The organism is Mesorhizobium sp. LNJC405B00 (assembly GCF_000502615.1).
GTDB lineage: Bacteria > Pseudomonadota > Alphaproteobacteria > Rhizobiales > Rhizobiaceae > Mesorhizobium.
Map to the genome: position 1 here is coordinate 448,697 of NZ_AYWC01000002.1, position 22,297 is coordinate 470,993.

At 63.0% G+C, this 22,297-nt stretch carries 20 protein-coding genes and 3 pseudogenes; 18 read left to right on the top strand and 5 right to left on the bottom strand.

Features of this window, described 5'->3' with window-relative positions; all coding sequences use genetic code 11:
• Nucleotides 1–94: 94 nt before the first annotated feature.
• The 3 genes and pseudogenes from X756_RS159335 to X756_RS01000000165180 all read right to left on the bottom strand — a co-directional run bounded on the left by X756_RS159335 (nucleotide 95) and on the right by X756_RS01000000165180 (nucleotide 2,827).
• Nucleotides 95–1,324: an FAD-dependent oxidoreductase gene (locus X756_RS159335; protein ID WP_031197325.1), complete on the bottom strand. Its 1,230-nt coding sequence runs from the start codon at nucleotides 1,322–1,324 to the stop codon at nucleotides 95–97.
• Nucleotides 1,325–1,327: 3 nt separating this feature from the next.
• Nucleotides 1,328–1,642, bottom strand: coding sequence for a MocE family 2Fe-2S type ferredoxin (locus tag X756_RS159330; protein ID WP_023672328.1), 315 nt, complete (start codon nucleotides 1,640–1,642; stop codon nucleotides 1,328–1,330).
• Nucleotides 1,643–1,727: 85 nt separating this feature from the next.
• A pseudogene (locus X756_RS01000000165180) lies at nucleotides 1,728–2,827 on the bottom strand (fatty acid desaturase family protein).
• Between the two features lie 174 nt (nucleotides 2,828–3,001).
• On the opposite strand from X756_RS01000000165180, the gene X756_RS159325 reads away from it, so the two are divergent.
• From X756_RS159325 to X756_RS159280, 11 genes and pseudogenes are all read left to right on the top strand, one after another.
• A complete protein-coding gene (locus tag X756_RS159325; RefSeq protein WP_023695982.1) occupies nucleotides 3,002–4,033 on the top strand; it encodes a LacI family DNA-binding transcriptional regulator in 1,032 nt (343 codons plus the stop codon).
• A 373-nt stretch (nucleotides 4,034–4,406) separates the two neighbouring features.
• Nucleotides 4,407–5,348, top strand: coding sequence for a sugar ABC transporter substrate-binding protein (locus X756_RS159320; RefSeq protein ID WP_023684065.1), 942 nt, complete (start codon nucleotides 4,407–4,409; stop codon nucleotides 5,346–5,348).
• 107 nt (nucleotides 5,349–5,455) lie between these two features.
• The gene (locus tag X756_RS159315) at nucleotides 5,456–6,532 is read left to right on the top strand and encodes an ABC transporter permease (RefSeq protein ID WP_023687413.1); all 1,077 of its coding nucleotides are present in this window, start codon (nucleotides 5,456–5,458) and stop codon (nucleotides 6,530–6,532) included.
• 2 nt (nucleotides 6,533–6,534) lie between these two features.
• Nucleotides 6,535–7,317 carry an ATP-binding cassette domain-containing protein gene (locus X756_RS159310; RefSeq protein WP_027049093.1) on the top strand — a complete coding sequence of 261 codons (783 nt, stop codon included), beginning with the start codon at nucleotides 6,535–6,537 and terminating at the stop codon, nucleotides 7,315–7,317.
• Between the two features lie 113 nt (nucleotides 7,318–7,430).
• Nucleotides 7,431–8,426: an inositol 2-dehydrogenase gene (gene iolG, locus X756_RS159305; RefSeq protein ID WP_023672333.1), complete on the top strand. Its 996-nt coding sequence runs from the start codon at nucleotides 7,431–7,433 to the stop codon at nucleotides 8,424–8,426.
• 30 nt (nucleotides 8,427–8,456) lie between these two features.
• Nucleotides 8,457–9,251, top strand: a complete 795-nt coding sequence (locus X756_RS159300) for an SDR family oxidoreductase (RefSeq protein ID WP_023728857.1) — start codon at nucleotides 8,457–8,459, stop codon at nucleotides 9,249–9,251.
• A 72-nt stretch (nucleotides 9,252–9,323) separates the two neighbouring features.
• Nucleotides 9,324–9,587, top strand: coding sequence for a type II toxin-antitoxin system Phd/YefM family antitoxin (locus tag X756_RS159295; RefSeq protein WP_023702090.1), 264 nt, complete (start codon nucleotides 9,324–9,326; stop codon nucleotides 9,585–9,587).
• Nucleotides 9,584–10,005 (top strand): annotated as a pseudogene (locus X756_RS01000000165185) (type II toxin-antitoxin system VapC family toxin). The gene X756_RS159295 and the pseudogene X756_RS01000000165185 overlap by 4 nt, the downstream one beginning before the upstream one ends.
• A 472-nt stretch (nucleotides 10,006–10,477) precedes the next feature.
• Nucleotides 10,478–11,569: a 3-deoxy-7-phosphoheptulonate synthase gene (locus X756_RS159290; protein WP_023728858.1), complete on the top strand. Its 1,092-nt coding sequence runs from the start codon at nucleotides 10,478–10,480 to the stop codon at nucleotides 11,567–11,569.
• Between the two features lie 75 nt (nucleotides 11,570–11,644).
• Complete coding sequence (locus X756_RS159285; RefSeq protein WP_023672338.1) at nucleotides 11,645–12,004, top strand: helix-turn-helix domain-containing protein; 360 nt, start codon at nucleotides 11,645–11,647, stop codon at nucleotides 12,002–12,004.
• On the top strand, nucleotides 11,982–12,497 hold the full coding sequence (locus X756_RS159280) for an SRPBCC domain-containing protein (RefSeq protein ID WP_023702091.1): 516 nt from the start codon (nucleotides 11,982–11,984) through the stop codon (nucleotides 12,495–12,497). Before X756_RS159285 ends, X756_RS159280 begins: the two co-directional genes overlap by 23 nt.
• A gap of 115 nt (nucleotides 12,498–12,612) precedes the next feature.
• Here X756_RS159280 and X756_RS159275 read toward each other — a convergent pair whose 3' ends face one another.
• Complete coding sequence (locus X756_RS159275; RefSeq protein WP_023728859.1) at nucleotides 12,613–13,248, bottom strand: LysE family translocator; 636 nt, start codon at nucleotides 13,246–13,248, stop codon at nucleotides 12,613–12,615.
• Between the two features lie 127 nt (nucleotides 13,249–13,375).
• On the opposite strand from X756_RS159275, the gene X756_RS159270 reads away from it, so the two are divergent.
• The gene (locus X756_RS159270) at nucleotides 13,376–14,074 is read left to right on the top strand and encodes a YafY family protein (RefSeq protein ID WP_023728860.1); all 699 of its coding nucleotides are present in this window, start codon (nucleotides 13,376–13,378) and stop codon (nucleotides 14,072–14,074) included.
• Nucleotides 14,075–14,082: 8 nt separating this feature from the next.
• Here X756_RS159270 and X756_RS159265 read toward each other — a convergent pair whose 3' ends face one another.
• Nucleotides 14,083–15,192, bottom strand: a complete 1,110-nt coding sequence (locus X756_RS159265) for a Gfo/Idh/MocA family oxidoreductase (protein WP_023728861.1) — start codon at nucleotides 15,190–15,192, stop codon at nucleotides 14,083–14,085.
• 213 nt (nucleotides 15,193–15,405) lie between these two features.
• Between X756_RS159265 and X756_RS159260 the strand changes: the two genes are divergently transcribed.
• The 6 genes and pseudogenes from X756_RS159260 to X756_RS159240 all read left to right on the top strand — a co-directional run bounded on the left by X756_RS159260 (nucleotide 15,406) and on the right by X756_RS159240 (nucleotide 22,216).
• Entirely contained in the window at nucleotides 15,406–16,272 is an 867-nt protein-coding gene (locus X756_RS159260; protein WP_023728862.1) for a MurR/RpiR family transcriptional regulator, read from the top strand.
• Complete coding sequence (locus X756_RS159255) at nucleotides 16,269–16,823, top strand: hypothetical protein (protein WP_156941328.1); 555 nt, start codon at nucleotides 16,269–16,271, stop codon at nucleotides 16,821–16,823. Before X756_RS159260 ends, X756_RS159255 begins: the two co-directional genes overlap by 4 nt.
• Nucleotides 16,824–17,066: 243 nt before the next feature.
• The gene (gene iolC, locus X756_RS159250; RefSeq protein ID WP_023728864.1) at nucleotides 17,067–19,001 is read left to right on the top strand and encodes a 5-dehydro-2-deoxygluconokinase; all 1,935 of its coding nucleotides are present in this window, start codon (nucleotides 17,067–17,069) and stop codon (nucleotides 18,999–19,001) included.
• Nucleotides 19,002–19,034: 33 nt separating this feature from the next.
• A pseudogene (iolD, locus tag X756_RS01000000165190) lies at nucleotides 19,035–20,896 on the top strand (3D-(3,5/4)-trihydroxycyclohexane-1,2-dione acylhydrolase (decyclizing)).
• A gap of 144 nt (nucleotides 20,897–21,040) precedes the next feature.
• Nucleotides 21,041–21,958, top strand: a complete 918-nt coding sequence (gene iolE / locus X756_RS159245; protein ID WP_023728865.1) for a myo-inosose-2 dehydratase — start codon at nucleotides 21,041–21,043, stop codon at nucleotides 21,956–21,958.
• Between the two features lie 9 nt (nucleotides 21,959–21,967).
• Nucleotides 21,968–22,216 (top strand): hypothetical protein, encoded by a 249-nt coding sequence (locus tag X756_RS159240; RefSeq protein ID WP_023728866.1) that lies wholly within the window; start codon nucleotides 21,968–21,970, stop codon nucleotides 22,214–22,216.
• Nucleotides 22,217–22,297: the final 81 nt, after the last annotated feature.

Below are 22,297 nucleotides of genomic sequence, written 5' to 3' on the forward strand. Positions count from 1 at the left end.
TGGGGAGGTCGGACCGCAGGTCGGGGTGGGGGCCGGTGCCGCACCCCACTGCTTCGCAGCGACCCTCCCCACAAGGGGAGGGTAAGTCAGTCCTTCACGCTGCCAGCAACGACTTCAGCTTCACATCCGGCGACCCCAACGCCTCCGGCGCCGGCCTAGCCCGCTTGGCGATCAGCATCTCGGCCAGCCTGATGTCGCGCGCCACGGCATTGCCCGTACCGAGGCCGCTCGCCGCCACCAGCCTGCCATCCTCGGCCAGATGAAACAGAATAAAAGCACCGTCGCCGAGATCGCGGCGGACCGTGCTTTTGCCCTCGTCCGAAAGGCCGGCGATCTGCAGCGACAAACCATACTGATCCGACCAGAACCATGGCACCGCGGCATGCGCTTCGCGGGCGCCCAGCATGTTCTTCGCGGCCAGCGCACCCTGTTCCTGCGCATTGCGCCAGGCTTCCAGCCGCACCCGCCGGCCAGCATAGACAGCGAGCGGAAACGAGCAGCAATCGCCGGCGGCGAAGATGTCGGGATCGATTGTTTGGAGTTCGCCATTGACGGCGATGCCGTTATCGACGGTCAGGCCCGCTTCCGCGGCAAGCCCGGTCACCGGCACGGCGCCGATGCCGATGACGGCGAGATCGGCGACGATGTCCTGCCCATCGGCGAGCATGATGTGCACCTCAGCGCCGTCGTCGGCGATATCAGCGATGCCCTGACCGGTGAGCACGGTCACGCCTTCGGCCTCATGCGCCTGATGGATGATTTCAGCGATCTCCGCCGGCACCCCGCGCATGAGGATGCGCGGCTGCGCCTCAATGACCGTGACGCTGGCCCCGAGCTTGCGCGCCGAAGCGGCGAGCTCCAGGCCAATAAAGCCACCACCAATGATGGCGATGCGGTTTGCCGGGCTGAGGTGGGCGCGAATGGCCAGCGCGTCGGCAAAGGTGCGGAGGTAGACGCAGCGCGACCCCAATCCCGGCATCGGCAGCTTGCGCGGTGTCGAGCCGGTCGCCAGCAGCAGCTTGTCGTAGGGCAGGGCCGAACCGTCCGACAGCCGCACCATATGCGCCGGGCGGTCGATCGCCACCGCTTGAACGGAATGGATATGCCGGATCGATTTCTCGGCCAGAATTTCGTCGCTGGCGATCGTCTTGATCTCGGCCGCGTCGCTCGTCATTGCGTCCTTGGACAGGGGCGGCCGCTCATAGGGCAGATGGGGTTCGTCACCCACCAGCGTCACCGGCCCGTCATAGCCCAGCTCGCGCAGTGTCAGCGCTGCCCGCCCGCCGCACTCGCCGGCGCCAATGATGACCATTCCCGCCTGCATGGTCTATCCGATCTGGATCAGCACTTTGCCGGCCTCGACCTTTACCGGATAGGTGGCGAGATTGACGCAAACCGGCGCGCCCCGTGCCGCCCCCGTCTTGTAATTGAAGCGGCCATTGTGCTTGGGGCACTCGATGATGTCGTCCATCACCAGCCCGTCGGCCAGATGCACCTTTTCGTGCGTGCACAGGCCATCGGTGGCGAAATAATCGTCGTCAGGGCTGCGATAGATGGCGAAGGTGCGGCCGCCATGGTCGAAGCGCATCACATCTTCTTCGTCGATGTCGCCGGCGGCGCAGGCCTCGATCCAGTCGCTCATGTGTTCCTCCCAAAAGCAATTCCAGGAAAAGTGCGTTGCGGTTTTCCGTTCGGAGTTGCGTCAAAACAAAAGCTTAATCGCGCGATCATTCCGCCGCGGCGGTGACGGCGTCGTTGTGGAGTTCCTCGCGATAGGGCCGCGCCGTCGGCGGCAGTTCGCGCTTGAGGAAATAGTCCTCGTTGCGCAGCTGGCGCAAAAAGGCCGGGATCATCTCGCGGTAGCCGGCCAGGATCGACGGCGTCGGCGCCGGCAGATCGTGCTTGATCAGCGCATGCAGTTTAGGCAGCGCATGATAGGGCACCATCGGGAACATGTGGTGTTCGACGTGATAGTTCATGTTCCAGTAGATGAAGCGGCTGACCGGGTTCATGTAGACGGTGCGGCTGTTCAGCCGGTGGTCGATGACATTTTCCGCGAGCCCGCCATGCTGCAGCAGGCCGACCATGACATGATGCCAGGCGCCGTAGAGCCGGGGCAGCCCGACCAGCATCAGCGGCAGCCATGAACCGAAATAAAGCGCCAGCGCGATCGTCACGGCATAGATCGCCGTCCAGATGCGGGCGATGCGAATGGCTTTAGGCTGCTCCTGTTCGGGGATAAAAGTCTTTTCCGCCGCGCTGATATTTCCGGCGGCATTGCGCAGCATGTCCGACATCGCATGCCAGGCATCCAGCACGCCGATAAAGCCAAGCGCGACCCGGAACAGATCCGGCGGCCGCATAACGGAGATTTCCGGGTCGCGGCCGACGATGATGGTGTCGGTGTGGTGGCGGGTGTGGCTCCAGCGCCAGGTCACCGGATTGCGCATGATCATGAAGCAGGCGATCTGGTAGACCGCGTCGTTCATCCACTGCGTGCGGAAGGCAGTGCCATGGCCGCATTCGTGCCAGCGTGAATCGGTGGACGAGCCGTAGAGGACGCCATAGACGAAGAAGAACGGCACGCACCACCAGCTGCCCCAGAACCAGGCGCCGCCGGCGGCACTCAGGATCAGCGCGGCNAGATCGCGGTGTCGCGGATCGCCGGCCCATCGGAGCGCTGCATCAGCTCCTTCATCTGCTTGCGCGGAATATCGGTGTGATACCACTCGGCCGCCGACAGGCCGGTCTCGACGGCGAGCTTGGCGTCGCGGCCGATCAGGCTGTAGTCGCGCCGGGACGGTGGTGTGGATAGTGTCGCTTCCATAGGGGCTGCCTCCGTCGGCCACAGCATCCGTCAGGACGGATATGTCCATTACAGGCGCCTGTGTCCGAGCGCAAAATAGCGCCATGCGGTGATAGTCTCAATATCACAAAGATAGTTTCTATCATTTTCCATCAGAACGATGTAAGCAGTTGCAGGCACTCATGCGGGACAGTCATGGCAAAACGGCCAACCATCACCGATCTGGCGCGCATCTCCGGCGTTAGCGTCGCCACTGTCGACAGGGTGCTGAACAACCGGCTGCCGGTGCGCGAGGAAACCGCGCGCCGCGTCTATGAGGCGGCGACCGGCATCGGCTACCACGCCGCCGGGCTGATCAAGCGGCGCATGCGCCAGGAATTGCCGGAATACCGCCTCGGCTTTCTGCTGCTGCGGGGCAATGATGTTTTTTACGGCGATTTCGCGAGGGAGCTAGAAATGGCGGTCTCGCAATCGCAGCGCTTCCGCGGCGTCGCCACCATCGATTTCGCCAGCTCGCTAGCCGCCGACGAGATCGCCGCCCAGATGCGCAAGCTGGCAGCGAAATCCAGAGCAATCGCCGTTGTCGGTCCGGACCATCCGACGCTGACGGCGGTCGTGGAGTCGCTGAAAGCGAGGGGGCAACCTGTCTTCTCGCTGCTGTCCGACTTTGCCGCTGGCATCCGTGAGGGATATGTCGGCCTCGACAATCGGAAGGTCGGTCGCACCGCGGCCTGGATGATCGCCAGGGCGGCAAAGAACCCCGGCAAGGTCGCCCTTTTCGTCGGCAGTCATCGCTTCCACGGCCATGAACTGCGCGAGATCGGATTTCGCTCCTTCTTCCGCGAACATGCGCCGGACTTCACGGTGATGGAAACGCTGGTCAATCTGGAAGCCAACCAGGTCACCCACGATGCGATGATCGATCTCCTGGTGCGGTATCCGGATATTGCCGGCTGCTATGTCGCCGGCGGCGGCATGGAAGGCGCGGTCTCGGCGCTGCGCGCAGCGAAGCCCGCAAACATGCCGGTGGTCGTCTGCAACGAGATCAACGCCGAATCGCGCGCGGCACTCGCCGACAACATCCTGACAATGGTGATCTCGACGCCGCTCGCCGCCTTGTGCCGCGAGCTTGTCGACCTGATGGCGCATTCCATCGAGGCCGGCGCCGCCAACGCGCCGGGCCAGACCTTTCTGCCCTTCGACATCTATCTGCCGGAAAATATCTAACGCGTTGCCGCGCCGACCCGTTCGGCGTGGGCTCTCCCGGCGATGATAGAATCTATCAGAGTCTGCCTTCAGACTCGGCCTGGGCCGCTGTCGGCCTTGATTCGACGTGAAATTGCGGCGCGGCGACCGAAAATCCGCTTTCCGACTTAGGAATCGCTCTTGACGTCTCGCGAAAAAATGGAATAAATATTTCATCAGATTGGTATTTTGGTTCTTTCGTTCCGGAACATCTGTTTCAAACTGGGAGCCTGGCGTTCCATCCCTTGGACAAAACGCCATACGGAACAGGAAGGCATCAGGGAGAGATTCCTCGGGCTATCGGGGATTCCGGGTAGATCGGTGCAGCCGGACACCAATGTGGAGGAGAAACATAATGAAGAAACTGATTTTGGGCGTCGCCTTTGCGGCGCTGATGAGTTCGTCCGCTTTTGCCGCCAAGGTCGGCGTGTCGATGGCCAAGTTCGACGACAACTTCCTCACCGTGCTGCGCAACGGCATGATCGAGCAGGCCAAGGGCATGAGCGGCGTGGAACTGCAGGTCGAGGACGCGCAGAACGACGTCGCCAAGCAGCTCGACCAGATCAAGAACTTCGCCGCCTCGGGCGTCGACGCCATCATCGTCAACCCGGTCGATACCTCGGCCACGCAGGCGATGTCGGACGCCGCCGCAGCCGCCAAGATCCCGTTGGTCTATGTCAACCGCCAGCCGGTCAATGTCGACACGCTGCCGGACAACCAGGCCTTCGTCGCGTCGAACGAGGCCGATTCCGGCACGCTCGAGACCAAGGAAGTCTGCCGCCTGTTCACCGAGGCCGGCAAGAAGGAGGCCAATGTCTATGTCATCATGGGCGAGCTTTCCAACCAGGCCGCCGTGCAGCGCACCAAGGACATCGAAGAGGTGATCGCCACGCCGGAGTGCAGCTTCATCAAGATCATCGACAAGCAGACTTCGAACTGGAACCGCGACGAAGCGCAGAACCTGATGACCAACTGGCTGTCAACCGGCAAGCCGTTCGACGGCGTCATCGCCAACAATGACGAAAGCGCCATCGGCGCCATCCAGGCGATGAAGGCCGCCAACATCGACATGAAGACGGTCGTCGTCGGCGGTGTCGACGCCACGCAGGACGCGCTTGCCGCCATGCAGGCCGGCGACCTCGATGCCACCGTGTTCCAGGATGCGGCCGGCCAGGGCGCCGGCGCTCTGGACGCAGCGCTGAAGCTCGCCAAGGGCGAGAAGGTCGAGCACAAGGTCTACGTGCCCTTCCAACTCGTGACGCCAGCCAACATCGACAAGTTCCTGAAGAAGAACTGAGCCGGCGACTCGTTCGACTAACGGAGCGGCGCATCAATCGCGCCGCTCCCGTTTCCCTCACCGCCCTTACGTGCGGGAGGGCAAATGCCGCCTCACGGAGGACAGACATGTCACAGACATCTCATGGCGTCGGCGGGGTCAGCTATGACGCGAAGAGGCGGACATGGCCGGCCGAATTCAACGTCTTCCTGGCGCTGGTCATTCTGGTCGTCATCTTCGAAATGATCGGCCGCATCTTTCTTGGCGACAGCTTCCTGTTCAACACGCGCGACAACGTCGCCGGGATCTTCAATGAGGCCCGCCTGCAGATCATCATCCTGCAGGTGTCGATCGTCGGCATCATCGCCATCGGCGTCACGCAGGTGATCATTTGCGGCGGCATCGACTTGTCCTCGGGCTCGATCGTCGGCGCCACCGCCATGATCGCCATGAGTTTTGCCCAGGTGGCGACGGTCAACGGCAACCCCAACCCCAAGGCGATGTTCCTGGCGCAAGGCTGGACCGACCTGCCGGTCATCGTGCCGGTACTAGTCGCCATCGGCTGTGGTCTGCTCGCCGGTCTCGTCAACGGCTCCTTGATTGCATACACGCGCATTCCGCCGTTCATCGCCACGCTCGGCATGATGGTGACCGCGCGCGGCATTGCCAAATGGTGGTCCAAGGGTCAGCCGATCTCGTTTCCGACCGAAAGTTTCGCTGGTATCGGCAAGGGCCTGATGCCGGTCATCATCTTCCTGTCGCTGGCGGTGCTGTTCCAGCTGATCATGACCTACACACGCTACGGCAAGCACTGCTACGCCATCGGCTCCAACGAGGATGCCGCGCGCATGTCGGGCATCAAGATCGCCAACCACAAGATCCTCGTCTATGTCATTGCCGGCATCCTCGCCGCGCTGGCCGCCGTCGTGCTCTCCTCCAAGAACCTGACAGCACAGTCCGGCATGGGCGTCATGTACGAGCTCGACGCCATCGCCATGGCGGTCATCGGCGGCGTCTCTTTGTCGGGCGGCCGCGGCTCGATCGTCGGCACCGTGATCGGCTCGCTGATCTTCGGCGTCATCATTTCCGGCTTCACCTTCCTGCGCCTCGACGCCTACTATCAGGAGATGGTCAAGGGCGTGATCATCGTCGGCGCGGTCGTTCTCGACCAATGGCGCCAGCGCATGCGGGCATTGAGGGCTTGACCATGCCAGATATCTCCACGACAGACATCGTCCTGAAGACCGAAAACCTGACCAAACGCTATGGCGGCGTCCATGCGCTGGAAGGCGCGAATTTCGAGCTGCGCAAGGGCGAGCATGTCGCCATCATGGGCGACAATGGCGCCGGCAAATCCACCTTCGTGCGCCAGATCACCGCCGTCGAGCAGCGCACCAGCGGCCAGATCTGGTTCGACGGCAGGGAAGTGAATTTTGCCGGGCCGATCGAAGCGCGCACGGCGGGCATCGAGACCGTGTTCCAGAACCTGGCGCTGGCCGACGATCTCGACGTGCCGTCGAACCTGTTCCTCGGCCGCGAAAAGGTGCTTTTCAATCTCGGCCCGTTCTCGATCCTCGACCGCAAATACATGCGCAAGGCGACCGAGGCGGCGCTGATCCGCACGGCAGTGAAAATCCCCAATTTGTCCAACACCATTCGCCACATGTCGGGCGGCCAGCGCCAGTGCGTTGCGATCGCCCGGACCGCGACCTTCGCCTCCAAGCTGATCATCATGGACGAGCCGACGGCAGCCCTTGGCGTGCAGGAGACGGCGCAGGTCGAGAACATCATCCGCACGCTGAAGGACAATGGCGAGCCGCTGATCCTGATCAGCCACAACATGCGCCAGGTGTTCGACCTGTGCGACCGCATCGTCGTCTTCCGGCGCGGCCGCATCGTCGCCAACCTGCGCAAGGAAAACACCGACGGCAACGACATCGTCTCCTACATCACCGGCGCCAAGACCGGGGAGGCGGAACTCGCGGCCTGAACAGGATGGTCATCCTGTTTTCTGGCGTGCTCGAAAAATTATCTTGCCACCTTTCTCAAAAGGAAGGTGGAGACACAACTCTCTCGAACCCATCCCCCTAGAGGAAATACCCCATGACTGTTCGTTTCGCCCTCCTCGGTGCCGGCCGCATCGGCAAGGTCCATGCCCGCGCCGTCGGCTCCAACCCGCAGGCCAGACTGGTGGCCGTTGCCGACGCTTTTGAAAAGGCGGCGACCGAGTTGGCAACCGCCTATGGCGCCGAAGTGCGCACCATCGACGCGATCGAGAAGGCCAAGGACATCGACGCCGTGGTCATCTGCACGCCGACCGACACCCATGCCGATCTGATCGAGCGTTTCGCCAAGGCCGGCAAGGCGATCTTCTGCGAGAAGCCGATCGACCTCGACGTCAAGCGCGTCGAGAAGTGCCTGGCCGTGGTCGACAAGGCCAAGGCGACGCTGATGGTCGGCTTCAACCGCCGCTTCGATCCGCACTTCGCCGCCGTGCGCAAGGCGATCGACGACGGCGCCATCGGTACTGTCGAGATGGTCACCATCACCTCGCGCGATCCGGGCGCGCCGCCGGTCGATTACATCAAGCGCTCGGGCGGCATTTTTCGCGACATGACCATCCACGATTTCGACATGGCGCGCTTCCTGCTCGGCGAAGAGGTGGCGGCGGTCAGCGCCCATGCTTCGGTGCTGGTCGACAAGAAGATCGGCGAGGCCGGCGATTTCGATTCGGTCAGCGTCATCCTCGAAACCGCGTCCGGGAAGCAGGCCGTCATCTCCAATTCGCGCCGCGCCACCTATGGCTACGACCAGCGCATCGAGGTGCATGGCTCCAAAGGCATGGTCGCCGCCGAAAACCAGCGGCCGGTGTCGATAGAGGTCGCCAACGAGAAGGGCTATACGCGCCCGCCGCTGCACGATTTCTTCATGACCCGCTATCTCGACGCCTACGCCATCGAGATTGCCGCTTTCATCACTGCTGCAACCTCGGGCAAGAAGGCATCGCCGAGCGGCGCCGACGGCCTCGTGGCGCTGAAGCTGGCCGATGCCGCGCTGAAGTCGGCGACATCAGGCAAGACCGTCCGTCTCGACAAGTAAGAACCGGAACCAAGGCACAGGAGCAGAGCGATGAGCACATCCGCCGATCGCAATTCGAACACGCGCGCCATCGTCACCGGCGGTGCGCAAGGCATCGGCTTTGCCGTCGCCGAAGCGCTGGCCGACGAGGGCTGCAAGGCGCTGGCGCTCATCGGCCGCTCGCAGGAGAAGGGCGACAAGGCGGTCGCCCACTTCAAGAAGGCCGGCGTCGATGCGATCTTCATCAGCGCCGACGTCTCGAAAGTGGCCGACTGCAAGCGTGCGGTGGCAACCGCGATCTCGCATTTCGGCACCATCAACGCGCTGGTCAACGCCGCCGCCACGTCCGCGCGTGGTTCACTTGTCGAAACTTCGGAAGAGGTGTTCGACCAGATTTTCCAGACCAACGTGCGCGGCCCGTTCTTCCTGATGCAGGGCGTGGTGGCGCATCTGCTGGACAAGAAGGCGCCGGGCTCGATCGTCAACGTGCTCTCTATGTCGGCGCATTGCGGCCAGTCCTTCCTGGCGCCCTATTCATCGAGCAAGGGTGCACTGGCGACACTGACCAAGAACGTCGCCAACGCCTATCGCTCCAACCGCATCCGCTGCAACGCCGTTCTGCCGGGCTGGATGGACACCGAGGGCGAGGACATCGTGCAGAAGAAATGGCACGGCGCCTCCGACGACTGGCTGGCAAAGGCAGAGGCCGGCCAGCCGATGGGCCAACTGGTCAAGCCCGACCAACTGGCGCGGCTGATCAGCTACATGGCCAGCCCGCAATCCGGCGTCATGACCGGCTCGCTGGTCGACTATGACCAGAACGTCGCGGGGACCTCGCCGGAGTAGCTTCAAACCCTGTTGCAGCAACATCGCCATTCCCAGATAGTCATGATAGTCATGATAGTCGCGAGGGATGCGATGCTAACGTCATCCAAAGGCACCAACTGGACGGTTGCCGGGGCAAAAGCCCGGCTATCCGAGGTCATCGAGCGCGCGCAGTCCTCGCCGCAGACGATCACCAAGAACGGCAAACCAAGCGTGGTTGTCGTCTCGGCCGAGGAATGGCAGCGCAAGATCGCACGCAAGGGTACGCTTGCCGAGTTCCTGCTGGACTCGCCGCTGCGCGGCGCCGATCTCGACCTTGAACGTCAGCGCGACGAACCGCGTGACCTGCCGCGGTGAGACTGCTGCTCGACACGAATGTCCTGTCCGAGGTGACGAGGCCAGCGCCTGTCGCACGTGTCCTGGGCTGGCTGGACGAGCTTGATGAGGACCGCTCCTTCATCAGCGTAGTGTCGATCGCGAGATCCGGCGCGGCGTCTCTCTGATGGATGAGGGCCGCAAACGCGAGGCGCTGGCCGAATGGCTCGCCCGGGACCTGCCCCAGCGCTTCGAACAGCGGGTTTTGCCGGTGGACGATGCGGTTGCCTTGGCCTGGGGCGACCTGATGGGTTTTGGCAAGCGCCGCGGTCGTGGTCTATCGTCGATGGACGGCCTGATCGCAGCCACTGCGATTGCGCACGAGCTCACCTTGGCAACGCGCAATACGAAACATTTCGAAGGCTTAGGGCTTGAACTCTTCGATCCCTGGACCGCATGAGCCGCTCCGCGTTATACGTGTTGGCGATTGGCGAACCGCCGGCACTTCGTCATCCACGGGCGGAGCAAGGAGCGTGGCGACGCAGCGCAGACCCGAGGATCCATGCCGCGACTTCAGAGCGCTGCTAGGGTCCAGAATTCTGCTCCGCCGCACTCCACGGCCCAGGTCACGGAATGGATCCCAGGGTCTCCGCGACGGAGCTTCGCTCCTGCTCCGCCCTGGGATGACGAAATCGCGAGGATTCGGCCCATCCCGAATTGTCTCCGCATACCCCACGTGACAAGCGCCTCGGCATCGACTATATGAGCCTCATGATCAACCTGACCGCCTCGTATTGGTACTTTAGCAGCTCGCTGGCGGCGGGAGGATTGCGCTCGATCTGAAGATTGCAGCAACAAGTCCGAACAGCCGCCAGACCTGGCGGCTTTTTTGTATCAGCCGGCAGGTCTCCTAAAAACAGGAGCAGAAAGCCGTGTTGACCACCACAGACGATCTTCGGGTCAAGGAAATCCGAGAATTGAGTACGCCGGACGAGGTGATGCGGGAGATCCCGCGCACGCTGACGGCAACGCGCACCGTGAGCGCATCACGCAACGCCACCCATGCCATCTTGAACGGCACCGACGACCGGCTGCTTGTCATCGTCGGCCCGTGTTCGATCCACGACCCGGTCGCGGCCGTTGACTATGCCAGCCGGCTAGTGGCGCTGCGCGAGACCCTGTCCGACCGGTTGGAGATCGTCATGCGGGTCTATTTCGAAAAGCCGCGCACGACTGTCGGCTGGAAGGGCCTTATCAACGATCCCGATCTCGACGGCAGCTTCAACATCGACAAGGGGCTGCGGATGGCGCGCAACGTGCTGTCGGCGGTCAACAATCTCGGCCTGCCCTCGGCCACCGAATTTCTCGACATGACGACGCCGCAATACATTGCCGACCTCGTCGCCTGGGGCGCCATCGGCGCGCGCACCACCGAGAGCCAGATCCACCGCGAACTGGCTTCCGGCCTGTCCTGCCCGGTCGGCTTCAAGAACGGCACCGACGGCAATCTCAGGATCGCCGCCGAGGCGGTGAAATCCGCCGCCCAGCCGCATCATTTCATGGCGGTGACCAAGGGCGGACGCAGCGGCATTGCGACTACTACCGGCAATGAGGACTGCCACGTCATCCTGCGCGGCGGCGTTCAGCCGAATTACGATGCGGCGAGCGTCGAGGCGGCCTCGGTCGAACTTGCCCGCATCGGCGTCGCCCCCCGTCTGATGATCGATGTCAGCCACGCCAACTCGAGCAAGAAGCCGGAGAACCAGCCGAAGGTGGCGGCCGATGTCGCCGGCCAGGTGGCAGCAGGGGACGAGCGTATCATCGGCGTCATGATCGAGAGCAATCTCGTCGCCGGCCGGCAGGACGTGGTATCAGGCAAGCCGCTCGTCTATGGCCAGAGCATCACAGATGGCTGCATCGATTGGGCGACCACAGAGACGGTGCTGCACGGCCTCGCCGGCGCCGTAGAATGGCGCCGCTCAGCCCGCCGCGCCATGATGGAGAACCGGTCGGGCGCCGCCTGATACGAGGCGATGCGCGGGAAGGGCGCTGCGGCTCCCCTTGCACCTCGGCAACCGGTCTGCTAAAGACTGAACCATATGGTTCAGTATACCGACTTGGATTCCTCGTTCGCCGCGCTCTCGGACGCCACCCGGCGTGGCGTTCTGGAGCAGCTCGGACGCGCAGACGCTTCGATCACCGAGCTTGCCGGAAAGTTCCACATGACCCTCACGGGCATGAAGAAGCACGTCGGCGTCCTGGAGCAGGCGGGGCTCGTCACCACGCAGAAGGTTGGCCGCGTGCGGACCTGCAAGCTCGGCCTGCGCGGACTGGAGGAAGAGGCGGCCTGGATCGAGCGGCACCGCCTGCTCTGGGACGCACGCTTCAACGAGTTGGACAAGGTTGTCGAGGAATTGAAACGGAAGGAGAAAGCCGATGCGCCAAAGAACCGAGAGTGAGCCCACGAACAGCCGCACCACGGTCGAACGGAAGTCCGAACGCGAGCTGGTCGTCACGCGAACAGTCAACGGTCCGGCGCGCATCGTCTTCGAGGCGTGGACCAAGCCCGAGCTGTTCAAGCAGTGGTGGGTGCCGAAGTCGATGGGCATGTTCCTGCGTTCCTGCGAGATGGATGCTCGTACCGGAGGCACGTACCGCCTGGTGTTCGGCCACGACGCCTCGGACCTTCACGAATTCTTCGGCAGGTATATCGAAGTGACACCCCACTCACGCCTCGTCTGGACCAATGACGAAGGTGGTGACGGTGGACCCGTCACCACGCTGACCTTCGAGGAAAAGGGTGGCAAGACGCTGCTGGTCATGCACGAACTCTATCCCTCGAAGGAGGCTCTCGACGCGGCCGGTACCGGGGCGGCGGATGCGATGGGCGAGACGTTCGAGCAATTGGACGAGCTTCTCGTCGTCTTGGGCGAGGGCGTGAGGCGGTCATGACGTCATCGGTCTCGCGGACGGGGTAGCTGCCGCCCTCGACGACGAAAAGACCGGGACAGTGATCCGCAAGCGCCGCGCCGAGGCGAAGAAACGCGGCGTCATCGCTTGATCGGGATCACGCTGCCCTCAACCCTTCCCATGCCGTAAACACCGAGACCGCAAACAGCAGCAGTCCGGCCGCCCGGCCCGCAAAAGCGGTCGCCCGCGGATTGGCCACCAGCAGATTGCGGCTGGGGCCGGCGGTGATGGCGAGCCCGCCATAGATGGCGGCCTGCGTCAGCATCGTCAGCAAGCCCATGACCGTCGCCTGCATCCAGATCGGGCCGTAATCCGGCTTCAGGAACTGCGGATAGACGGCAAATATGAAGAGATAGGCCTTCGGGTTGATCAGGCAGGTCACCAGTCCCTGGCGAAAGGCCTTCCAGGCCGTACGGCTGCCGGCGGGCCCGTCATGGCCGACGGTGATGGAACTGCGCATCAGCGAGATGCCGATGAAGGCCATGTAGGCGGCGCCGGCTATCAGCAGCGGCTTGTACAGGATTGGTACGAAATGCATCAGCAGGCCGACGCCGATGGCGCCGTTCAGCGTGTGCACGATGCCGCCAACCATGATGCCGCCCGTGGCGGCGAGGCCCCGGTCGCGGCCGCCGGTGAGCGCATTGGCCAGCACGAACAGCATGTCCATGCCGGGCACGATGATGATGCCGGACAGCAGGATAAAGAACAGCCAGAGATTTTCCGCGTAACTCATGTCAGTTGCTTGTCGCTTCCTGCTGGGGTGCCGTTAAGGAATTTGTTGATTTTCAACCCGATAGGCAGTCCAATAAATCATCCCAACTGACGGGGATGTGTCAGTAGCGTTTCATCAGGGAGAGGAAATGCGCAAGGCGTCGCGCCTGTTCGAGATCATCCAGATCCTGCGGCTGGCGCGGCAGCCGGTGACGGCGGCCATGATCGCCGGGCAGCTGGAAGTCACGATGCGTTCGATCTATCGCGACATCGCCGCACTGCAGGCGATGCGCGTGCCGATCGAAGGCGGGCGCGGTATCGGTTATATATTGCGGCCCGGCTTCGACCTGCCGCCGCTGATGTTTTCGATCGAGGAGATGGAGGCGATCGTCCTGTCGCTGGCGCTGCTGGAGCGCACGGGAGACAGCGAGCTCAAGCAGGCGGCCAAGCGCGTCAGCGCCAAGATCGCCGGCGCCGTGCCGCCGCCGTTGCGCCAGGCGTTCGACGCCAACGCACTGCATGTCTGGGGGTTCGCTGCACCGGCAATCGGCACCATCGATCTGGCGCTGGTGCGCCGCGCAATCCGCGACGAGGAAAAGCTCGACCTGTCCTATCGCGACGAAATCGGCCGCGCCTCCGAGCGGCTGATCCGTCCGATCGCGCTGATCTACTATTCAGAGACCGCCAACATCGTCGCCTGGTGCGAATTGCGCCAGGCCTTCCGCAATTTCCGCAGCGACCGCATCGCGGATTGCCGGGCGACCGGGCTGCGCTTCAAGGGCGAAGGCGATCGCCTGCGGCAGGTCTGGGTCAGTGGCTGGGAGGCGAACGCTGTCGCTGGCGGCTGAAGCGGATCTTACCGCACATCCACCCAGCGCTTCTCCTCGAACGACCTCGCCATCGCGTGCACGGTGCGCTCGATCTCCAGCCCTTCGGCAAATTCGATGACCCGTGCCGGCTTGCCGGCAAGCCGCGTCAGCAATTCGTGGCACTCGATGATCTTGAGGTCGTTGAAACCGAGGCCATGGCCGGGCGCCGGGAGGAAGGCGTCGTAAGGCTTGTGGTGCGGCGCCACCAATATGGTGCGGTAGCCCTGTTCGGTCGGGCGATCGGCGGTGACATAGAGCTGGATTTCGTTCATCCGCTCCTGGTCGAACAGGATCGATCCCTTGGAGCCGAAAATCTGTATGGCGATGCGGCCCTTGCGGCCCCAGGCCGAGCGGTTGACCAGCAGCGTGCCGGCAATGCCGTTTTCCAGATGCATCAAAACGCTGGCGATGTCGTAGGTCTCCACCGAACGGCGGCCGCCGCTGGCCAGCTTGCGGTCGACATAGGGTTTGGCCATGTCGCAGATGACTTTTGCGACGCGGCCGAACAGCGTCGAGACCAGCGACAGCGGATGCACGGCGAAATCGTCGAGCGCGCCATAGCCGGATGCGGCCTCATGCTTCCAGAAGAACAGCGCTTCGGGGTCGGCCATGAAGTCCTCGTCCATCTCGATGCGCAGATGGTTGACCTCGCCGATGATCTTTTCCTCGAGCAGCACGCCGATGTGGCGGATGGCCGGGCTCTGTATGTAGTTGTAGCCAAGCGCTGCGACCTTGCCGGACTTCTTCGCCGCGGCCGCCATCGCCGCTGCTTCGGCAAAGCTCGGCGCCATCGGCTTCTCGCACCACAGATGCTTGCCGGCTTCGAGAATAGCGATGGCCATCTCCGGATGGAACTGATTGGGCGTGGTCAGCGAGACGATATCGACCTCGGGGTCGTTGACGACGGCACGCCAGTCGCCCGACGCCTTGGCGAAGCCGAACTCACCGGCCTTGCGCTTGGCCAGCTCCTCGTTGACCTCGCCGAGATGGACCAGCTTCGGCTTGGCGACATCGGGAAAGACGGCGCCGACGGCGCTCCACGCAATGGCGTGGCATTTGCCCATGAAACCCGTGCCGATAAGACCAACGCCGACCATTTCTTTCTCCCGATACCTGAAGCGATCGATGGATGAATTAGTCCATTTCTTCTCCGAATGGAATGTCTGCCTCATTTTTTATGGCCTTCTTGCGCAGGCTCGCTATGATGGGGCAGAGAGGACGTCACTTGAGTTAAAGAGAGCATGATGTCGTCCGAAAACCGCTGCACACTTTTCGGCATCATGCTCTAGATGAGCTTGGACGGGGCGACGATGGACGAACGGGTACCTCGCGACTTCGAGACGCTGCGCGCCACGATCCTCGATCGCCGTGAAACCTTGCCCAAGCGCATCGCCCAGATCGCCGCCTATGCGCTCGACAATCCCGATGACATCGCCTTCGGCACCGCCGCCAGCATCGCCGCTTCGGCGGGCGTGCAGCCGTCCACCTTGATCCGCTTTGCCCAGCAACTAGGCTTCGACGGCTTCACCAGCCTGCAGCAGGTGTTTCGCGAGCGGCTGCGCGAGCGCAATTCCTCTTATGACGAACGCCTGCAGGCGCTGCGCGCCAAGGCCGATGCGGGTGCTGGACACCGAGCCATCTTCGACGGCTTCGTCGCCGCCGCCAGCACTTCGCTCAACGATATTTCGCGAACGCTCGACGAGGCGCATCTGGAAGACGCGATCTCGCTGCTGGCCAAGGCCGAGACCATCTATGTCCTGGCCAAGCGGCGCTCCTACCCGGTGGCAAGCTATATCGCCTATGCCTTGGGCAAGCTGAAGATCCGCAACCAGCTGATCGAATCCGCCGCCGGCCTCAATGCCGAAATGGTCGCCTTCGCCACCCCGGCGGACGCCGTCATCGCCATCAGCTTCTCGCCTTACGCACCGGCCACTATCGAGGAAGCCCGCACCATTTCCGAACAGGGCGTGCCGATCGTCGCCATCACCGACAGTTCGTTTTCGCCACTCGCCCAGTTCGCCAAGGTCTGGTTCGAGGTCGCCGAGGCCGATTTCGCTGGCTTCCGCTCGCTGTCGGCCACCATGGCGCTGGCCATGGCGCTCACCGTCGGCGTCGGCGAGAAGCGGCGCAGCACCGGAAGAAGCGCAAGGTCTAGGCAATCCCAGAAAAAGGCGTGAAGCGGTTTTCCGTCCGGAAAATGCGGACTTGGGATCTGTGGAAAGGGATCATCCCGTATGCCATGCTAGAACCGAAGTTCATCGAGAATGGTTCATGCATGAATTGGGAACAGATCGCATCGGATTTCGCTTGGGACGGCTCATGGCGAGATATCTACGTTCTGAACACGTCTGAGGCAGATTGGCAGGCCGTCTGGAACATCCTCCTCGAATGGACCCCGCCTGCCAATTTCAGTGTCTCCGGCAAGATCGAATCGATGCCATTGGGGGTCGAAGCCGCCCTGGAAAGCGAAACAGACAGCCTACTTTCTTTTTGCGTCGGGCCAATCCAGCTTGCATGTCACTTCTTCACCGTTGTCGAAATCGAGTTCGACTTCGATCCTAGGCAAGTCAGCGGAGAAACTGAGATTGAGCACCTTGACCGCTTTGTGCGATTGCTAGGTGACGCTACTGGGAAGCAGGTAACTCTGACGCAGGAAAATGATCAGGAGGCTATCATCGCCCGCTACTCTCCCGACCTTGGGAGTGTGGTCTGGCGTGCTTTTTCATAACCGAATCGTTTTGTCGGCTGGCGGCTTTCCCCCTCAAACTCGTCTCGATCCACATCTGCGGTAACGGGTCTCCATCCTAAGTCTCCAGCAGCCATCGCTCTTCGGCACTTTTAAAGGAAGGAATGCTCATTCCATATTGACTATGGATTGGAATTATTATTTCATATTCCCGGCGCCACGCTGCCGCTCGCGCGTGTCCCCCAACTACGTTGCTCAAGACAACAAGACCGACGGGAGGTTCCAATGAGCGAAGCCGTGGACGCCAAACAGGCGACGCTCGATGTCATCACCATCGGTCGCGCTTCCGTCGACCTTTACGGCCAGCAGATCGGCTCGCGGCTGGAGGACATCACCTCCTTTGCCAAATCGGTCGGCGGCTGCCCGGCCAACATCTCGGTTGGCACGGCGAGACTAGGCCTGCGCTCGGCGCTGCTCACCCGCGTCGGCGACGAGCAGATGGGCCGCTTCATCCGCGAGCAGCTGCGGCGCGAAGGCGTCAATGTCGACGGGCTGAAGACCGACAAGGAACGGCTGACGGCTCTGGTGCTGCTTTCGGTCGAGAGCGAAGGCGTCTCGCCGATGATCTTTTATCGCAGCGACTGCGCCGACATGGCGCTCGCCGAAGAAGACATCGATGAAGCCTTCATCGCCTCGGCCCGTTCCATCGTCGTCACCGGCACGCATTTTTCCCGACCCAACAGCGACGCCGCCCAGCGCAAGGCGATCCGCATCATCAAGGCCAGGGGCGGCAAGGTGGTGTTCGACATCGACTACCGCCCCAACCTCTGGGGACTCGCAGGCCATGCCGAGGGTTTTGAGCGTTATGTCAAATCCGACCGCGTCTCGGCCCAGCTGAAGACGGTGCTGCCCGATTGCGACCTCATCGTCGGCACCGAGGAAGAGATCATGATCGCCTCGGGCGCCGACGATTGCCTGAGCGCGCTGAAGACGATCCGCGCGCTGTCCAAGGCAACCATCGTACTGAAGCGCGGCGCCATGGGGTGCATCGTCTATGACGGGCCGATCAGCGACGATCTGGAAGACGGTATCGTCGGCAAGGGCTTTCCGATCGAGATCTATAATGTGCTGGGCGCGGGCGATGCCTTCATGTCCGGTTTCCTGCGCGGCTGGCTGGGTGGCGAAGATCATGCGACAGCGGCGACCTGGGCCAATGCCTGCGGCGCCTTCGCCGTGTCGCGGCTGCTCTGCGCGCCGGAATATCCGACCTTCGAGGAATTGCAGTTCTTCCTCAAGAACGGCAGCAAGCATCTCGCTCTGCGCAAGGACGAGGCGATCAACCACATCCATTGGGCGACGACCCGCCGCCGCGATATCCCCTCGATGATGGCGCTCGCCTGCGACCACCGTGTGCAGCTCGAGGACGTCGCGGCAAAGACCGGCGCCGATCCGGCGCGCATCCGCGATTTCAAGGTGCTGGCGGTCAAGGCCGCGGCGAAAGTCGCCGCCGGCCGCGACGGCTATGGCATGCTGATCGACGAGAAGCACGGTCGCGAGGCGATGTTCGAGTTCGCCCGCCACCCCTTTGCCTGGCTCGGCCGTCCCGTCGAACTGCCGGGCTCGCGGCCGCTGCGCTTCGAGTTCTCGCAGGACATCGGCTCGCAACTGGTGGAATGGCCGGTCGACCACTGCATCAAATGCCTGTGCTTCTATCACCCCGACGATCCGGCAGCGCTCAAGGAAGAGCAGCAGCAGAAGCTGCGCTCGCTGTTCGAAGCCGCGCGGACGGTCGGCCGGGAGCTTCTGGTCGAGATCATCGCCGGCAAGCACGGCAAGCTCGATGACACGACGATCCCGCGCGCCCTGGAAGAACTCTATGCGCTTGGCATCAAGCCGGACTGGTGGAAGCTCGAACCGCAGGCGTCGGCCGGCGCCTGGGCCAAGATCGAAGCGGTGATCCTGAAGCACGATCCCTGGTGTCGTGGCGTCGTGCTGCTGGGTCTCGAAGCGCCGCAGGACGAACTGGAAGCGGCCTTTGCCGCCACCGCCAAGGCGCCGATCGTCAAGGGCTTTGCCGTCGGCCGCACCATCTTCGTCCACGCCGCCGAACAATGGCTGGCGGGCAAGATGACGGATGACGAGGCTATCGCCGACATGGCCGCGCGCTTCGAACAGTTGACCGAAGCGTGGCTTGCCGCGCGTGGCCGTAAAGCAGCATAAAGGCGCGGCAAGAGGACTGCGGAGGAAAACACCATGAGCAAGACAATCCGCCTGACGATGGCGCAGGCGCTGACCCGCTTTCTCAGCAAGCAGATGACCGAGATCGANCCGAGATCGACGGCAGACGAGTGCCCATCTTCGGCGGTGTCTGGGCGATCTTCGGTCACGGCAATGTCGCCGGCATCGGCGAGGCGCTGTACCAGCTGCGCGACGAATTGCCGACCTTCCGCGCCCACAATGAGCAGGCGATGGCGCATGCGGCGATCGCCTATGGCAAGGCCAATTTCCGCCGCCGCTTCATGGCCGCGACCTCTTCGATCGGCCCCGGTGCGCTCAACATGGTGACGGCGGCGGCGCTCGCCCACGTAAACAGGTTGCCCGTCCTGTTTTTGCCGGGCGATGTCTTCGCCAACCGCATCCCCGATCCGGTGCTGCAGCAGGCCGAGGACTTTTCCGACGGCACCGCGACGGTCAATGACTGCTTCCGTCCGGTGTCGCGCTATTTCGACCGCATCACCCGTCCCGAGCAGATCATCCCGGCATTGGCGCGGACCATGCAGGTGCTGACCGATCCGGCGGAATGCGGCCCGGTGACGCTGTCGCTCTGCCAGGACGTGCAGGCCGAGGCCTATGACTATCCCGAGAGCTTTTTCGCCGAACGTGTCTGGCACCAGCGCCGTCCGCGCCCGGACCGCCATGAATTGGCGGCGGCGGTCACCGCACTGAAGGGTGCGAAAAAACCGCTGATCATCGCCGGCGGCGGCGTGCTGTATTCGCAGGCTTCGGATGAACTGGCGAAATTCGCCGAGAGCGCCGGCATTCCGGTCTGCGAGACGCAAGGCGGCAAATCCTCGCTGCCGGACATGCATCCGCTCAACATGGCGGCGGTCGGCGTCACCGGCACGTCGGCCGCCAACCGGCTGGCCGAGGAAGCCGATGTCGTGCTGGCGATCGGCACCCGCCTGCAGGATTTCACCACCGGTTCGTGGGCGCTGTTCAAGAATTCCGGCAAGACCATCATCGGCCTCAACGTGCAGCCTTTCGACGCCGGCAAGCACCGCGCGCTGCCGCTGGTCGCCGACGCGGCCGAAGGGCTCGCCGAACTCGGTGCTGCGCTGGGGAACTGGAAAGCACCGGCGACATGGACCGACAATGCGACCCAAGGCAAGAAGGCTTGGCAGGCCGAAGCCTCCAAGGTGACGGCGTCGACCAACGCCGCCTTCCCTTCGGACGCGCAGGTGATCGGCGCCGTGCAGCGCGCCCTGGGCTCAGGCGTGACGCTGCTGAATGCGTCGGGCGGTTTGCCGGGCGAGTTGCACAAGCTCTGGCAGGCAGGCGCGCCCGGCTCGTACCATGGCGAATATGGCTTCTCGACCATGGGCTACGAGATTGCCGGCGGGCTCGGCGCCAAGATGGCCAAGCCCGACCAGGAGGTCGTCGTCATGGTCGGCGACGGCTCCTACCTCATGATGAATTCCGAAATCGCCACGTCGGTGATGCTCGGCTTGAAGCTGACCATCGTGGTGCTCGACAACAGGGGTTATGGCTGCATCAACCGGCTGCAGATGGCCACCGGCGGCGCCAACTTCAACAACCTCCTGAAGGACGCGCGCCACGAGATCCTGCCCGACATCGACTTCGCCGCGCATGCGGCGAGCATGGGCGCTATTGCCGAGAAGGTGCCGTCGATCACCGGCCTGGAGACTGCGCTGCAAAAGTCGAAAACCAACGACCGCACCACCGTGCTGGTCATCGACACCGACCCGCTGATTTCCACCGATGCCGGCGGCCATTGGTGGGATGTCGCGGTGCCGGAAGTCTCCGCACGGCCGCAGGTCAACGCAGCCCGCAAGGCCTATGACGAAAAGCGGCAGATGCAGACAATCGGTGATTGATGTACATGCACCCGCCCCCTACCTCCCCCTTGTGGGGAGGTCGGACCGAAGGTCCGGGTGGGGGCTGGCGCCGCACCCCACCCCGCTGCTTCGCAGCGACCCTCCCCACAAGGGGGAGGGTGAACAAGAAACCGGAGCTAAAACTTGAAAGCCAAACTGGGCATGTCCCCCATTGCGTGGTGGAACGATGATCTTGCCGAACTCAGCGACGACGTCTCGCTGGAAGAGTGCCTGCGCCAGTCGCGCTCTGCCGGCTTCACCGGCATGGAAATGGGCCGGCGTTTCCCAAACGACCCCGAAATCATGCTCCCGATCCTGAAGCAGGCCGACGTGACGCTGTGCGGCGGCTGGTTCTCCGGCACGCTGGTCGATGAGGATATGGGCAAGAACAAGGATCGCATCCAGCCGATGATCGACCTGTTCAAGGCGGTGAATGCGCCTTGCATCGTCTATGGCGAGGTCGGCCGCTCGATCCAGGGTGATCGCTCCAGGCCTCTCGCCACCAAGCCGAAATTGTCGAACGACGAGATGAGGGCCTATGCCAGGCGCCTCACCGAGTTCGGCGAATGGTGCGCAGAGCAAGGCATGCCGCTGTCCTATCACCATCACATGGCGGCGGTGGTCGAGACCGAGCCGGAGCTCGATGCCTTCGTGCGCCATTCCGGCGAAGGCATTCCGTTGCTGCTCGATGCAGGGCATCTCGCCTTTGCCGGTGGCGACGTGCTGCGCGCCATCGACAACCACCACAAGCGCATCAGCCATGTCCATGTGAAGGATGTGCGCATGGGCGTGATCGACGGGCTCGACCGCACGAAGCAGTCCTTTCTCGACGCCGTGGCGCTCGGTGCCTTCACGGTGCCTGGCGACGGTTCGCTCGATTTCGGCGCCATCGTGCAGCGCTTCGCCGACCATGGCTATGAAGGCTGGTTCGTCGTCGAGGCCGAGCAGGACCCGAAGAAGAACCCGCCGCTCAAGATGGCGCAGGTCGGCCACAAGGAATTGATGCGGGTGATGACGGCGGCCGGCTACACGGTGGAAACGCAGGGTTTTCCCAATGCCTGAGGCGATCCGATGAAGGATTACGAGCACCCGTTCTTCCGGCCGCTGTGGCGGCGCGTTGCCGTCGTCGCCGTCTGCGTGATCTGGGCCGGAATAGAATTCGCCTCCGGCACCCCATTCTGGGGCATCATTGCGCTCGGCTTTGCCGCCTACGCCGTCTGGCAGTTCTTCTATCTTTACAAGCCGGTGGAGGAGAGCAAGGCTGCGCCTGATCGACCGAAGACCGGCGAAGCGAAGGCGGACGCCGGACCGAAGGAATGAAGCGGCCGTGGCTCGGAAGGCTTGCGGGTCGGACACTGGACACCTGGCGTATCGCCTACGTCGATGATTGGCCGGAACGTC